The 15,931-nt window shown below is 43.3% G+C and carries 11 protein-coding genes; 7 read left to right on the forward strand and 4 right to left on the reverse strand.

Annotated features, from left to right (window positions below):
* The 3 genes from Q8W40_RS04960 to Q8W40_RS04970 all read left to right on the forward strand — a co-directional run bounded on the left by Q8W40_RS04960 (window position 1) and on the right by Q8W40_RS04970 (window position 4,846).
* Complete coding sequence (locus tag Q8W40_RS04960; RefSeq protein WP_305396136.1) at window positions 1–1,080, forward strand: efflux RND transporter periplasmic adaptor subunit; 1,080 nt, start codon at window positions 1–3, stop codon at window positions 1,078–1,080.
* Window positions 1,077–4,169, forward strand: coding sequence for an efflux RND transporter permease subunit (locus tag Q8W40_RS04965; protein WP_305396137.1), 3,093 nt, complete (start codon window positions 1,077–1,079; stop codon window positions 4,167–4,169). The genes Q8W40_RS04960 and Q8W40_RS04965 overlap by 4 nt, the downstream gene beginning before the upstream one ends.
* A gap of 113 nt (window positions 4,170–4,282) precedes the next feature.
* Window positions 4,283–4,846 carry a DNA-3-methyladenine glycosylase I gene (locus Q8W40_RS04970; protein WP_305396138.1) on the forward strand — a complete coding sequence of 188 codons (564 nt, stop codon included), beginning with the start codon at window positions 4,283–4,285 and terminating at the stop codon, window positions 4,844–4,846.
* 74 nt (window positions 4,847–4,920) lie between these two features.
* Here Q8W40_RS04970 and Q8W40_RS04975 read toward each other — a convergent pair whose 3' ends face one another.
* Together Q8W40_RS04975 and cls are read right to left on the reverse strand one after the other, a co-directional pair.
* The gene (locus Q8W40_RS04975) at window positions 4,921–6,129 is read right to left on the reverse strand and encodes a cystathionine beta-lyase (protein ID WP_101115315.1); all 1,209 of its coding nucleotides are present in this window, start codon (window positions 6,127–6,129) and stop codon (window positions 4,921–4,923) included.
* A 75-nt stretch (window positions 6,130–6,204) separates the two neighbouring features.
* Window positions 6,205–7,659 carry a cardiolipin synthase gene (gene cls / locus Q8W40_RS04980; RefSeq protein ID WP_101115317.1) on the reverse strand — a complete coding sequence of 485 codons (1,455 nt, stop codon included), beginning with the start codon at window positions 7,657–7,659 and terminating at the stop codon, window positions 6,205–6,207.
* Window positions 7,660–8,151: 492 nt separating this feature from the next.
* Between cls and Q8W40_RS04985 the strand changes: the two genes are divergently transcribed.
* From Q8W40_RS04985 to Q8W40_RS05000, 4 genes are all read left to right on the forward strand, one after another.
* Window positions 8,152–9,486: a sodium-dependent transporter gene (locus Q8W40_RS04985; protein ID WP_305396139.1), complete on the forward strand. Its 1,335-nt coding sequence runs from the start codon at window positions 8,152–8,154 to the stop codon at window positions 9,484–9,486.
* Window positions 9,487–9,739: 253 nt separating this feature from the next.
* Window positions 9,740–11,362, forward strand: a complete 1,623-nt coding sequence (locus tag Q8W40_RS04990) for a methyl-accepting chemotaxis protein (protein WP_305396140.1) — start codon at window positions 9,740–9,742, stop codon at window positions 11,360–11,362.
* A gap of 189 nt (window positions 11,363–11,551) precedes the next feature.
* Window positions 11,552–12,250: a TIGR01621 family pseudouridine synthase gene (locus Q8W40_RS04995; protein WP_305396141.1), complete on the forward strand. Its 699-nt coding sequence runs from the start codon at window positions 11,552–11,554 to the stop codon at window positions 12,248–12,250.
* Window positions 12,247–13,179 carry a class I SAM-dependent methyltransferase gene (locus Q8W40_RS05000; protein ID WP_305396142.1) on the forward strand — a complete coding sequence of 311 codons (933 nt, stop codon included), beginning with the start codon at window positions 12,247–12,249 and terminating at the stop codon, window positions 13,177–13,179. The genes Q8W40_RS04995 and Q8W40_RS05000 overlap by 4 nt, the downstream gene beginning before the upstream one ends.
* Before the next feature lie 38 nt (window positions 13,180–13,217).
* Here Q8W40_RS05000 and Q8W40_RS05005 read toward each other — a convergent pair whose 3' ends face one another.
* A complete protein-coding gene (locus tag Q8W40_RS05005) occupies window positions 13,218–15,161 on the reverse strand; it encodes a tetratricopeptide repeat-containing diguanylate cyclase (protein WP_305396143.1) in 1,944 nt (647 codons plus the stop codon).
* 143 nt (window positions 15,162–15,304) lie between these two features.
* Window positions 15,305–15,931, reverse strand: coding sequence for a thiamine phosphate synthase (gene thiE / locus Q8W40_RS05010; protein WP_305396144.1), 627 nt, complete (start codon window positions 15,929–15,931; stop codon window positions 15,305–15,307).

A 15,931-nucleotide genomic window follows, 5' to 3' on the forward strand; every position in this document is an offset into this window, starting at 1 on the left:
ATGAATATTAAAGTACCTTTAACATTACTTGCGTTATCTGTTTTGGCGGGTTGCGGTCAAGTTGCCATGGTGGAAGACAAGCCTTTGCCCAGAGTGAAAGTCGTTGAACTTGGAGAGTCCATTCAAAAAGAACAAATGTTTTTCCCCGCAGTCGCTGAGGCTGCCGACAAATCTGCGTTGAGCTTTCGTGTGTCTGGTGAAATCAGCAAACTGACGCCAAAAGAAGGGGATCGCGTTAAGAAAGGGCAAGTGATTGCGCAGCTTGACCCTACTGACTACCAATTGAAAGTCAATAATGCACAGGCAAAGTTCTCGGTTGCGGATAGCCAATACCGTCGTTCAGAGCCTTTGGTAAAAAAGGGGCTACTTGCTCAGTCGCAATTTGATGAACTTGCTGCTCAAAGAGAAATTGCATTAGCCGAACTTGAACTCGCCAAACTTCATCTTTCCTTTACCAAGCTGCTTGCTCCGATGTCGGGGATCATTTCCCGTGTTAACGTCGATCAGTTTGAAAATATTCAAGTTGGTCAGCATATCGTGAACATACACAGCACCGAACAAGTGGATGTGTTAGTCCAGATACCAGACAGATTGTTTGTTGCACAGCCCAAAGATTTGGATATTGAAAACATTCAAGTTGTCGTGCGTTTGAAAGAAGGGGTGGAATACCCAGCGGTAATTAAGGAATACACCACCGAGCCTGACCCTAAAACCGCGACTTACAACGTAACGCTTACCATGCCAATGCCGGACGACACAATTATTCTGGACGGTATGGCCGTTGAAGTAGCGGCACAAGGTCAAAACCAGGGGCTGAACTTCCGTTTAGGAATTAGCGCTCCCATTGAAGCGATTTTCAATAGCGACGGTGACAATTTGGACCGGGACAATAAGTTTGTGTGGGTAATAGACGAAAATAATGTCGCGCAAAAAACACCAGTCGTAACTGGAAAAGTGAACCTGAGTGAAGTTCAAATAATCGAGGGATTAGAGCAGGGGCAGTGGATTGTAACCGCTGGTGTTGCGAGATTGCGTAATGGTATGAAAGTAGAATTAGTCAAGCAGGAGGCAGGTCAATGAGTAATGCAAACCAGCCATTAAATCCTGAAGAGAAAGGCGTTGCTGCGTATTTCATTAAAAACCGCGTGATCAGCTGGATGGTATCACTTATCTTTTTGATAGGTGGTGTATCGGCGTTCTTTGGATTAGGTCGTTTGGAAGACCCGGCATTTACAATCAAAGATGCCATGATCATAACGTCTTATCCGGGTGCTACACCGCTGCAGGTTGAAGAGGAAGTCACTTATCCACTTGAAAAAGCCATCCAGCAGTTAACTTATGTCGATGAAGTTAATTCGACATCTTCACGTGGTTTATCGCAAATCAGTGTGACCATGAAAAGTAACTATGGTCCCGACGATTTACCACAAATATGGGATGAACTTCGTCGAAAAGTGAACGATACCCAGTCTCAACTGCCTCCTGGTGTTAACCCTACTCAAGTTATTGATGACTTTGGGGATGTATACGGAATTCTACTTGCAGTCACAGGGGATGGTTACACATACAAAGAATTGCTGGACTATGTTGATTACCTTCGCCGAGACTTAGAGCTTGTTGATGGTGTCGGTAAAGTGAATGTATCGGGGCAACAGCAAGAGCAAGTGTTCATTGAGATCTCAATGAAGCGAATGAGTACATTAGGTATTGCGCCAAGCACGGTATTCAACCTTCTATCCACTCAGAACACCGTCAGTGATGCTGGAGCGATTCGAATCGGCGATGAATACATTCGTATTCAGCCAACAGGAGAGTTCGAAAATGTCGATAAGCTTGGTGATTTGATTCTGACGGAGGGGGGCGCTCAAGGGCTTATCTTTTTACGAGATGTCGCCGAGATAAAACGTGGATACGTAGATGTTCCTAAAAATATCATTAATTACAATGGTCAAGTTGCGCTGAACTTAGGCGTGTCGTTTAGCCAAGGGGTAAATGTTGTTGAAGTAGGCGAAAGGTTTGACCGTCGCTTAGCTGAGCTGAAATACCAGCAACCCATCGGCATTGAAATATCAGAAATTTACAGCCAGCCGAAAGAGGTTGATAAATCGGTTAGCGGATTTGTGGTCAGCTTAGGGCAAGCTGTAGCGATTGTTATTGTCGTGCTTCTGTTCTTTATGGGGCTGCGCTCTGGCTTGTTAATTGGTTTGATTCTGATGCTGACGGTATTTGGTACCTTTATATTTATGAAGTATCTAGCCATAGATTTACAGCGTATTTCATTGGGTGCTTTGGTCATTGCGTTAGGGATGCTGGTGGATAATGCGATTGTGGTTGTGGAAGGGATACTCATCGGCACCCAAAAAGGTCGAACGAGATTGCAGGCTGCGACCGATATTGTAACCCAAACCAAATGGCCGCTTCTTGGTGCAACGGTTATTGCCGTTACTGCTTTTGCACCAATCGGATTGTCTGACGATGCGACGGGCGAATATTGTGGAACCTTGTTTACGGTTTTGCTGATTTCACTGATGTTAAGTTGGTTTACCGCAATTTCACTTACGCCTTTCTTTGCGGAAATGTTCTTTAAAGAGCAAAAAACTGACAAGAGTAAAGAGCCTTCAGACCCGTACAACGGTATGGTATTTGTGCTTTACCGTGGTTTCTTAGAATTTTGTATGAAGCGCGCATGGTTGACTGTTGTTGTACTTGTCGTTGCATTGATGGCTTCGTTATACGGATTCACTAAAATTAAGCAATCGTTCTTCCCATCATCGACAACACCGATGTTTATGGTTGATGTTTGGATGCCAGAAGGAACGGATATACGAGCGACAAACACCAAGCTGAAAGTGATTGCGGACTGGTTAGAGAATAAAGACGGTGTAGAACATATAACGACTACAGCTGGTCAAGGCTTACAGCGCTTTATGTTGACTTATGCCCCTGAAAAGGCATATGCCGCTTATGGTGAAATTACCACTAGAGTGACCAGTCACGAAAAGCTTGAGCCGTTGATGGGAGCTTTGCGCGAATACATCGAGGCTAACTTCCCAGAGATTAACTACAAGCTAAAACGCATTGAGCTAGGTCCTGGTGGCGGTGCGAAGATTGAGGCGAGAGTCGTGGGCTCTGATCCAACAGTGCTTCGTGGTATTGCCGCAGAAGTTATCGACATAATGAATGCCGATAAAGGAACGCACAACATTCGCCATGATTGGCGAGAAAGAACCAAAGTGCTGGAACCTGTCTTTAATGAAAGTCAGGCGCGCCGTTACGGTATCACTAAATCAGATGTTGATGAGCTTCTTATGATGTCATTCTCTGGTAAAAATATTGGTGTGTATCGCGATGGCACAACGTTAATGCCTATCGTATCTCGCCTACCAGAAGAAGAGCGCGTTGACTTGAGAAACATTGAGGGGATGAGAATCTGGAGCCCAGCTCTTAGTGAATTTATTCCGTTGCAGCAAGTCACATTGGGCTACGACATTCGCTGGGAAGACCCGTTGATTGTAAGAAAAGATCGCAAGAGAATGCTTACAGTAATGGCAGACCCAGATCCATTAGGAGAAGAAACTGCCTCGACGCTACAGAAACGACTGATGTCCCAGATTGAGGCCATTGAAATGCCGTCAGGTTATTATCTAGAATGGGGCGGTGAGTACGAGTCATCTCGTGATGCACAGGAATCCTTGTTTAAGACGATGCCCCTTGGCTATCTATTCATGTTCTTGATTACGGTTTTCTTGTTCAATTCAGTGAAAGAGCCATTGATCGTATGGCTGACAGTTCCATTAGCCGTCATTGGTGTAACGTGCGGCTTGTTGCTGTTTGACACACCATTTGGCTTTATGGCGCTCTTGGGCTTCTTAAGCTTGTCTGGCATGCTGCTGAAAAACGGTATTGTTCTTCTGGACCAAATTGAGATTGAGATGAAGTCCGGTAAAGACCCATATATTGCGGTGGTTGATGCAGCGTTAAGCCGTGTTAGACCAGTATGTATGGCAGCAATTACGACCATCTTAGGTCTTGTACCACTTCTGCCAGATATCTTCTTTAAGCCAATGGCAGTCACAATCATGTTTGGATTGGGTTTTGCAACAGTACTGACACTTATTGTCGTACCTGTGTTGTATCGTCTATTTCATCGAGTGAAAGTGGAAAGCTAACTAGCTAAAAAGCTTTAACTTAGCCCGCCGCTCGGCGGGCTAATTGTATTTTTAGGTTACTTGGGTATAGAGTATTAAACTGTTAGACAGATGTTGAATGTTAAGGAAAAGGCATGGCAGACACTACATGTGCATGGGCAACGGATCATGAATTGGAAAGGGAATATCACGATGCTGAGTGGGGAGTTCCTGTCTATGATGATCAAGTTTTATTTGAGTTTATCACTCTTGAAGGTGCGCAAGCCGGCTTAAGTTGGATAACCATTTTGAAAAAGCGTGAAGGGTATAGAAGCGCATTTGAAAATTACGACATTGAAAAGTTAGCGACTTATGATGAACTTAAAGTAGCGCACGTTATAGAAAATTATGACGTCGTTAGACACAAAGGAAAAATCGCCTCTGTATACAGCAATGCACGTGCAACCATAGAACTTCAAAAGGAATTTGGTTCTCTGTCGAATGCGCTTTGGCAATTTGTTGATGGTAAACCAAAAGTGAATAGTTGGACGTCTGCGGATCAAGTGCCTGCGTCAACAGAGCACTCAAAAGAGATGAGTAAGTTCTTAAAAAAACGTGGCTTTAAGTTTGTTGGTGAAACTATCTGCTACGCATTTATGCAGGCGGTTGGGATGGTCAATGATCATACCGTGGATTGCCCTAAGTACAAAGTGACCTAAATTTGCGTCTAGCAAAAACGGCGTTATATGAAAACCCCCAGTGTCTGTACTGGGGGTTTTCTTTTGATTGAGTTCTATTGTTCTAACGATGCTTTTTCAAGAATGATGGCATTGTAGCGCTCTAATCCTGCTTCTAGATCGGCGATCAAATCATCCGTGTCTTCTAAGCCTATATGCAGGCGGATTAGTGTCCCTTCGAAATTAGGGTTGGCTACCGTTCTAAGGTAGTTAAAGCTTTTAGGCTCATTTGCCAAAATCAAGCTTTCAAAACCACCCCATGAATAGCCCATGCTAAAGTGTTTCATGCCATCTAATAGCGCGGTGGTGGCACGAGGGTAAGAGGATTTCAGGACGAATGAAAATAAGCCATTTGAACCTTTGAAATCACGCTTATAGAACTCATGACCAGGGCAAGATTCTAGAGCTGGATGTCTTACATGGTCGACCTCAGGGCGAGACTCTAGCCATTTGGCTACCTTAAGGCTGTTTTCGTGATGTTGACGCAAACGAACATCCAGCGTACGAATACCACGCAAACCTAAGTAAGCATCATCCGGTGAAACACACTGCCCAAGCAGGTAGCTTTGCTCACGAAGTTGATCCCAGTATTTCTCCGAAGCGACTGCTGTACCTAGCATCACGTCTGAATGACCAACGATATACTTTGTGGCCGCTTGAATCGAAATGTCCACACCGTGCTCAAATGGAGAAAGGTTAACGCCCGCTCCCCATGTGTTGTCCAACATAACAATAATGTCGCTTTCGTGAGCAATTTTGGACAAAGTAGGCAAATCCTGCACTTCCATGGTGATAGAGCCAGGGGATTCGGTAAATAAAATTTTAGTGTTTGGCTGAATGAGATCGCGAATTCCCTCTCCGATCATTGGGTCGTAATAGGTTGTCTCGACGCCCATTTTTTTTAGCATCACGTTGCAGAAATCACGTGTTGGCTCATAGCAGGTGTCGACCATCAATATATGATCACCAGATTCAACGAAGGAAAGAATAGCGCTGGTAATCGCTGCTGTGCCACAAGGGTACAGTGCACAGCCAGCACCACCTTCGATTTCAACCATAGCTTCTTGGAAAGCAAAATGTGTCTGAGTGCCTCTTCGTCCATAAAAAAGAGTGTGCCCTTGGCGCTCCGAAGTGGCTTTATGTTTTTCTGCAACTGTATTGAAAACGACTGTTGATGCACGCTGTACTGGAGGGTTAACTACGCCATTTGTCCATTTCTTACTGCGTCCTGCTGTGACCAGCTTGGTCTGGTATTTCTCAGACATTCTTTTTCCTTGTCCCATTAAAATTTACTCTATTTAAACCATTTTAAGAGGGGAGAAAGCAAGTGTTATTTCCCTTTAAAGAAGGGGGCTGAGTAAGAAATAGGCACGTTCAAAAATTCGATGGACAATTCCTCGCTCCGACCAGGTAGCCGACTCGATTTTATGCGCATTTTCTATGTAGGATTCTTGTAGCCAGTAAAGCTCTTTTGTGAAAGAAGCGTCATCTACAGCCAAAGTTACTTCGAAGTTCAGCCAAAGGCTGCGCATATCTAGGTTTACCGTACCAATCAAACATTGGTGTTGATCGATGACGACCGATTTGGTGTGTAACAAACCGCCGCGGAACTCATAGATTTCAATGCCTGAATTTAACAATTCGCTATAGAACGCCTTAGATGCCCACTTCACCATAATGGAATCATTGCGATGAGGAATGATAAGTTGCACTTTAACACCGCGTTGTGCTGTCATTTTGAGTGTTTCTAGCAACTGATCACTCGGGACAAAATAGGGGGTAGTGATTCTGACGGATTCTTTCGCCTGATTGATAGAAAGAATCATAACCTGCTGAATGAGGTTTTCAGGCATCCCAGGTCCCGATGGTACAACTTGAACTGGGTGCAGACCGTTTTCTTGATCAACAGGACAGTGAGGGAATGTAGGAAATTCTCGTTTACCTGTTTCTACTTCCCAATCCCATGCATGAATGGCCGACAAAACATTAACAGTTGGCCCTGAAATTCGAACCATGACGTCTATCCATTGACCAACCCCAGCACCTTGTTTGAAATGCGCAGGATCAACCATGTTCATTGAGCCGGTGTAAGCAATTTCGTCATCCACCACAATGATTTTTCGATGCTGACGTAAATCTAGCCGACGCAGGAATACACGCATTGGAGATACGGCAAGCGCATGAATGACTTCAATGCCCGCTGTTTCCATCATGGCTTTCCAGTGGCTTTTAAAAAAACGATGGCTACCAGCGGAATCGAGAAGTACTTGAACTTTCACTCCTCGCTTTGATGCTTGTATCAAAGCGGATGCAACGGAGTCTGCCAGCCCACCAGGGTGCCAAATATAGAATTCCATTCGTATATGGTGTTTTGCCGACTTAATGTCTTCAATAACAGACTGAAGGATTTTTACAGGCGAAGTTTGTAATGAAAGTGTATTGCCACAAAGAGCAGGGATACCAGTGCGATTTGAGCACAGATCGTGAATTTGGGAAATTTGACCTTCCATTAATTCTGGAAGATGAGCTTGGCAATCGTGCAACTGATTGAACCAATATTCGTAGGGGGAAAACATACGTTGAGCGCGTTCAGCTCGTTTTCTTCCGAGGTTCAGTTCGCCAAACAGAAAGTAACATGCAACACCAAGGATTGGGATGATGTAGATGATCATCAACCAAGCCAAAGAAACGCTGACGGCTCTGCGCTTAAGCACTACGCGGATGGTAACCCCTGCAACGAGTACCCAATAGGCAACCAGACCGAACAGAGCGACAAACTGATAAAACTTTTCCATTTTCCTCGACAAATCAGGATGGTAACGAAATTATTCTAACACTATAAGCAGAAGGAGCTTAAGAAGAAACAACAACTACTCGCATATCCCTATTAAGAATGAGAAATGGGTGGAATAGCCCGAATATTGGCGCTTTTTATTGAACGACTAAATCTTCAAATCGGTGTCTTGTCTGAAAGCCAGTTCCCTATTCTTTGGTTGAGAGGTCGCTGAACCTAGCATCTTGAGGTTACTTGGGTATATGTGAAAAAAATGTACAGATTTGTTGCGGTAATTAATATTGTATATTTAATTTTAATTAAGATTTGCATCTGGATTTGATTAAAAAAGAAGCGAACAATACTTGGTTTTGAGTATTTATTGATTAAATAGACTGTGGGCGCTTCCAATTCTAATCTCAAACTGTTTTACTTGCCATTATTCAGTTGAAATTAAGAAAATTAATCACTGTAAACTTAATTTTACAGTGATGAGTCTAATCAGGCGGTATTTATGGCATCAACATCTCGTGCTCAATTTTCTTCTAAATTGGGCTTCATTATGGCAGCAGCGGGCAGTGCTGTCGGTTTAGGTAATATCTGGGGGTTCCCAACTCAAGCGGCCAGTAATGGTGGCGCGGTGTTTTTAATTACTTATCTTGTGATGGTTTTTGTGTTGGCGTGCCCTATGCTGATAGCAGAACTCACTATCGGTCGGTATGGTCAGTCCAACCCCATTCGATCTCTTAAAGCCGTTTGGCCAAACGGTAAGATGGGTGCAGCACTTTTAGGTGTTGTAGCAATGATGGCGGCATCCCTTATTCTCAGTTTTTACGCCATTATTGCAGGTTGGTTGTTTGGTGAGTTTGCTGGAAGTGCGTTGGAAATTGTGGGGCTAAATGAGGTCTCTACATGGCTAACAAGCTTTGGTGATAGCCGAAACCTGTTTCTAATGATCATGTTTATGATTGCAACCATGTATGTAGTAAGAAGCGGTGTTGCTAATGGTATTGAGCGTTGGTCTACCCGATTGATGCCTGTGCTGCTTGTCTTGTTTGTCGTGATGATAGGCTACATTCTTACTCAAGACGGCGCTTCTGAAGGGCTCAAAATGTACCTTGTTCCTGACTTCTCGCACTTTAACTCTGATTTAGTGGTGAGTGCGATGGGGCAAGCGTTTTTCTCATTGTCTTTGGGTGTTGCAACCATGATGGTGTACGGCTCTTACCTAAAGAAAGATACCAACATTCCTAAAACAGCTGTCCAGGTTTCCCTTGTCGATACAGGCATCGCTATTTGCGCTGGCTTGCTTGTTTTACCCGCGATGTTCGTAGCAAAACAGCATGGCGTTCAAATTTTTGATGATACTGGCGCTCTACTAAGCTCAGACACATTGGTGTTCACTGTGCTACCCGCAATGTTCGATACTATGGGTAGCTTCGGGATTGTAGCCAGCATGATGTTTTTCGCACTTATGATGATCGCAGCACTAACATCATCCATTTCCATGTTGGAAGTTCCGGTTGCTTGTGCGATAGAAGAATTAAAGCAAACCCGTACTGCTGCCGTTATATGGATAGGTGGAGTGATTACGTTAATCTCAGCGATTATCGTTCTAAACTTTGGTTCGCTATTTGGTTTAGTCGTACAGGCAACAACGGTGTACGCTCAGCCTATATTGGGTCTAGTTTGGGCACTGCTTGTTGGTTGGATTTGGCATAGAAATAAAGTACTTGAAGAAATACGTCAGGGTTACCCTGAAGTAGAGAACTCGGTATTTTGGAAAATTTGGCCAATCTATGTACGAGTAGTTTGCCCTGTATTAATGCTTGTGGTGTTCTTTGCGTAGAAGATCACAGCTTAATTATAAGAATATTAGAAAACACTTCAGCCCTAGTCTCTAGGGCTTTTTTGTGTTCGAATATAAATCGAATGTCATATTGTTAATGCTGTAAGATACATTTCTAAACGTAGAGGGGCTTTTGTACATCAACAACGCTTATTGAAACACTTCTTCTTACATATGATATGAGCTCTGCCATTTTTATTCTTTTTAGTTTTATTTTTTTAGGCTCTTACACTGGGCTTTTTAAGGACGTTCTATGAATCTTTCAGTCAAGCAAAAGCTGTCGGCCGCTTTTGGCAGCATAATATTTTTAATGGCTATATCCGTTACAGTCGTCTTTTTCCAGGTGAAATCGGCTCACGATTTAGAAAACGCTATCCGCACAGACGATGTTCCGGGAATGGAGCTTTATCTTACCTTGATAGATGAATCTGGAGACATGCAGCGTGATGCTTTGAGAGTCATTCTAGGCGATAGCTCGGCGCAATCAGACTTTATTGATAATTACCGTCAATTTGAAAGTGCACTGAACAGCCTAGCGCAAATTGAAACGAGCTCCCAAGCGAAAAATACCGTTAATCAAATTAGAAATTTTGGCTCTGAGTACAAACGCTCAATAGAATCTCTGTTTCCTTTAGCAAGTCGCGAAGGGAATACAGCAGAGCAAATGAAAGACCTGTATGCCAAGAAAATGGCAATAGAATCGAAAACCATGGTTCCTATGGAAAAACTTCTAGACCGTGAATCAGCGGCAGAAAAAAGCGACGTGGAAAATGGTCTAAATACACTAAATGATTCTTTGTCATCAATGAGCAATACGATGATGACGTTACTGGTAGTGGGTTCATTGATTGCTTTGGTTATAGCCTATCGTTTGTCTTCGTCTTTAACTGGTCGTATTGAGAAATTGGAAGTGGTTGCAAAGAGTATTGCGAATGGTGATCTTACATCTGATGAGATTGTAGATAACAGTGGCGATGAGTTATCAGACCTGGCTGATTCCATCAATGCGATGCAAGGTTCGTTGAAAACGCTTTTGACTTCTATTTCGCAGGTTAGTGAGCAAGTGGAAACCGTTACAACGGATCTTTCTCAGGTCACCACGTCTATTTCTCAGGGTGCGACAGAACAAGCCGATAAGGCGAATTTGATCTCTACCGCGTCTGAGGAGCTCACCCTAACGATTGGTGAAGTTGCACAGCAAAGCGTCGCAACGGCAGACAGTGCTTCGCAATCTGGCGATGCCGCGGAAAGTGGACGCAATGTTATTTTAGAAATGGTTGGTAGTATCGAGAAAGCGTCAACTCAAATGGCTGAAATGTCTGTGAGCATGCGCGAGTTGAACGAGCACGGTGAGCAAATTGGTAGCGTGATCAAGGTGATCGAAGGTATTGCAGAGCAAACTAACTTGCTTGCGCTGAATGCCGCGATTGAGGCTGCTCGCGCAGGTGAGTCGGGTAGAGGCTTTGCTGTAGTAGCGGACGAAGTTCGTGCTCTAGCCGAGCGTACTACACAAGCAACCCAAGAAGTTTCAGAAATTATCCAGGCTATCCAGCAGGGTACACAGAAGGTGATGTCTTCTACTTATGACAGTGTTGAATTGGTTGAGAAGGGTGTCGAACAAAGCGCAGGTGCAGGAGCGGCTCTCGATCAGATAGTTGCAAGTGCGAATCAGGTACAGGGAATGATCGCTGCCATTGCAACCGCGACTGAAGAACAAACGGCCGTGACTCAAGAAATTGCAAACGACATCAGCACCATTAATGATATTTCTGCGAGCTCATTGCAATTAGTCGATCGTAGTGCACACGACGTAACAGGCTTAAGCGAGCGTGTGAATGAACTTAAGGGCTTGGTTTCGAAGTTTAAAATTTCTTAAGTAGCCTTAGGTTTTCCAATGGCTTTGTTTCTCCAATAACTTGGGTTTTCTAATAGATTAGGCTCTCCTATAACCTAGGCTGGTAATTTTTCTAAGTTTGCAAACCAAGTAAGTTTGTAAGAGCTTATTGTATTTAATGGCTTCTTCTGTAGGAATCGCTATAATTCAGCGCCTGCGAAGGAGCCATTTATGTTTGAAATCCTCTATACCCATCCCGATTTCCTCATTATTAATAAACACTTCGGTGTCAGTGTGCATAAAGATGACGGCGACGTTAGCTTGCCTATTGAGGTCGCAAAAGTATCAGGGGATGAACAGCTCTATCTTGTGCACCGCTTAGATAAAATGACCTCAGGAATGCTCATTCTGGCAAGGCATGCCAAAGCAGCCAGTAAACTCTCATCACTGTTTGCGCAGCGTGAAATAGAAAAATTTTACCTAGCGATTGGGGCAAAAAAGCCTAAAAAGAAGCAAGGTACGATTGTGGGTGATATGGAACGCTCTCGCCGATCCAGTTGGAAATTGATGGGCAGTAAAACTAACCCTGCTATTACACAGTTCTTTTCATCAGCTGGAGAAGTGGGAGAGCGGTTATTTTTATGTAAGCCTTATACAGGTAAAACTCATCAAATCAGAGTCGCGTTAAAATCGGTAGGCTCTCCGATTGTTGGTGATGATATTTACCATCCATCTTCTATTTCGGACCGCGGGTATCTCCATGCGTATGCGCTCAGGTTTACGTATGATGACCATCTTTTCGAATTCCTCTGTAATCCTGCCGAACATGCTCACTGTGGCGAAAAATGGCAGTCACCAGTAATAAAAGAAGCCCTAGAGGCGTGGACAACTCCTTGGAACCTAATATGGCCAACAGTGAAAACAAAATGAAAACAGATTCTCTAACCCAGTTATGGGCTGCACTGGACTTAGCTATTGAGCAAACGCCTGATGAGGTAAGACGCTTGTTTCATGGTCGAGGTCGGTGTTGGGATGGGCTAGAGCAACTTACTGTAGATTGGCTACAGGGTCAGCTCGTTGTTCACCTATTCAAATCTGTAGAGCCTGATTTTCTAAATGAACTGAAAGTTGGATTACTGGAATTAACAAATAACAAGGCGTACCTGCAACGCGGGCTGAATGCCATTTTGCTTCAGCACCGTTACCAAGATGGTGCGCCTTTTGAAGCGATTTGGGGCGAGCCAGATCTAAAACCGGTGGTGATGGAATCGGGGCTAAAGTATCAATTGGAGCTGGGTAAAAACCAGAATTTTGGCTTATTCCTAGATATGCGTTTTGGTAGAGACTGGGTACGTGAGCGCGCAAAACACAAAAAGGTATTAAACCTATTTGCCTATACTTGCGGGTTTTCAGTGGCAGCGATTGAGGGCGAAGCCGATCAAGTGGTGAATGTGGATATGGCGAAATCGAGTTTGAGCCGAGGCAGGGACAATCACAAACTTAATGGTCATAACCTGAATTCTGTTAGTTTTATGGGGCATGATATTTTTAAATCATGGGGGAAAATAAAGAAGTATGGACCTTATGATATCGTAGTTATTGACCCGCCGTCATTTCAAAAAGGCAGTTTTGCGCTCACCAAAGACTACCAGAAGATTTTGCGCCGCTTACCCGATTTACTCACAGAGGGTGGGGAAGTGCTCGCTTGTGTCAATTCACCCAGCGTAAGCCCCGACTTTTTAGTTCAAGGAATGAAGAGAGAAGCGCCCGCTCTCACATACCAATACCGACTAGACAATCCACCTGAGTTTAAAGACCGAGATGAAAACTCGAGTTTAAAAGCCATGGTATTTTCTTAAAACGTCGAATAGCGTGCGTCTAAATAACGAATTCAGATTTACTCACTACTGGGGAAAACGGCTCTGTTTTTCCCTGAACGTTTAGCTTCGTAAAGGTTTTTATCCGCTTTGCGAAAGCTATCATCGCTGTCGCAAAGCTCACTTGGAAGAGCTGGTTTGCTGACACCAATGGAGACAGTAATATCGAGCGCTCCAGCTTGCGTAAGAAAAGCTTCACTGTTGATGCATTTCAACATAGCATTGATGCGAGTCTCTATGTGACTATCAGACCTCAATAACACCAAAAACTCTTCACCTCCCCAGCGGATAAGCAACTCAGCACTGGATACAAGGCCGCTCAAGCGTTTAGCCGTTTCAATGAGTACTTCGTCTCCAACGTCATGCCCGAAGGTATCATTGACCGATTTAAAGTTGTCTAGGTCAAATAAGGCGATTTGATAATGTTGCTCTCGGCTTAAAATGTCGTCGCTAGTTAGTTGACGTTGGTAATGTCGCCGATTATGAAGCTTGGTGAGTTCGTCGATGTACGATAGATCATGCAGTTCTTTGTTTTCATTCTTGATAAGAGAAGCTTTTCGCAAGGCGAAAATGATGAAGATTAAAGCAATAAAAATCCAAGTACAGGCGATTTGAAATCGCAGTTTCTCTTTGGCCAATTGTGCAGCTCCCAGCTGGTTTTGAACATTCAGCAGGTCCTGTTCTTGCTTCATATGTTGAGTCACAAAAGCATGTTCAAGGTCATAAACTTTACTCAATAGGTGATTTTTATCTTGTTCGTAGTACTGTTTATACATGAGCAGCGCTTTGCCCGTTTCTCCTAGCGCTTCAAGAATGTCAGCTTTCTTTTCATAGGCCTTAATCAACCAACGTTTATGGTTGATAGATGAGAATGTGACAATAGTATCCTCAATGGTGTACAGAGCTTCCTGATAGTCGCCTAATTTGAGTTGAGCTTCAGCTTTTTGAATCTGACATTGTCCCAATTGCAGTGGATATTTAAAGGACTCTGAATACTGAGAACAGGTGTTTGCTGCATTGATTGCTTGCTTATATTGTTTCGAGAAAACGTAGTATTGCGTATCGCCTTTTAATTTCAGAGTTTTCAAATTAGGGTTGGCATGTCTGTCATCATAATACTTGAGTGATTCTTCGTAAGAAGCCGTCATGTTTTCTAGTTCATTTAATTTGGAGTAAATGAAGGCTTTGTTTAGATGAATCACCTGAAGAACGCGATTGGCTTCTAACCCGTAAGGAATTGGGGAGTGTTGAGCTTTATCTAAATACTCTAGTGCTTTGGTCCACTTTTCAATGTGTAGGTAAAGTATGCCAATATTGTTATAAAATCGAATGAGATAACTGGTATCACCGATTCTATTCGACACCTCAATTCCTTTCATGAAGTAAGTTTGCGCATCCATTAATAGATTTTCTGCGTTACTGATGTAACCAGCGACGTTGTAAGCGCTCGGCAGTAAAAATAAAAAGTGATGACGCTTGGATTCTGAAATTGCTTGCTTAACTAGCTTAGATGCTGTTGCTAAGTTACCCTGCCTACTGATCTCACTGCTTTTTTCTATCAATAGCTGGATCTTGAGCCAGTATAAATTTCTATTATTTGACAACTCTTCTAATCGCAAATTAATTGACTTTGTTAGTGCGGAATCTTTGTTATTAATCGCGTTGATACGCTGAGCAAGAGTAAAGTATGTGGACTCTAGCGCGGAAATCTCATTTTCTATTGTTTTTTCAAAAGCTAATAACGCTTGTTGCCCTTCTTTTGGGCGAGATTCCAACAGGTTAGTTATTTCTACTATTTTACGACCTGTCTCGGTTTTAGCGAGCTCATTTTTAGGGTGATAGACCTTGATCTGTGTATTAGATAGATTTTGAATACTTGGTTCGAAGAATATCACGTATACAGTGAGCACACTTAGTAGCATTAAACCCGAACAGGATATGAAGAACAATACGCCTTTTTTCATTTAAGCTCAGTTTCCAAGTGACCAAAGCGTTGAAATGTTACTATGCCAACCATGCACTTACAACATTATGAACGGTATGTGTGTTCTCTCTAGATTGAATGTTCTCTTGAAGCTCAAATTTGACTCAATTCTCATCTGTCTTCTTATTTTTGTGCAGAAAGAATGTTGGAAAGAAGATTCTCAGCAGCAATTTTTGGGCTTGGTGCATGACATATCGCAGAGACTAAAGCAATGCCGTGGACCCCAGTGGTCACAACATCCAATAGATTGGATTCATTGATCCCGCCAATCGCAACGGTTGGAAATGGGCTGCCTTTTACGGCATGAACTAATCCTTCAATTCCCCATTCGTACTTTACGTCAGACTTTGTTGGCGTTGAAAAAATGGCACTGATTCCGAGGTAATCGACAGGCAACATTTTTGCTTCTTCGAGCTGCGATTTGCTTTCCACTGATAATCCTAAAATTTTGTTTTCACCAAGCAGTTTTCGGGCAAGGGTTGCTGGCATATCGGATTGACCGAGGTGAACACCATCGGCATCGACCGCAAGTGCCACATCCACTCGATCATTTATAATAAGTGGAACTCCCGTACCAGCAAGTATCGACTTTGCGCACAAGGCTCTTTCTATAAAAGCGTGGACATCCCCATGCTTCTCCCGCACTTGTACCATAGTGACACCACCTTTTACGGCTTCAGTCAGTACTGATGAAAACGTATCGATGTCCTGTTTATCGTCTGTGACTAGGTAGAGTGTGTAGGGGCTCAT

This window comes from Vibrio penaeicida, from assembly GCF_030689305.1.
Classification (GTDB): Bacteria; Pseudomonadota; Gammaproteobacteria; order Enterobacterales; family Vibrionaceae; genus Vibrio; species Vibrio penaeicida_B.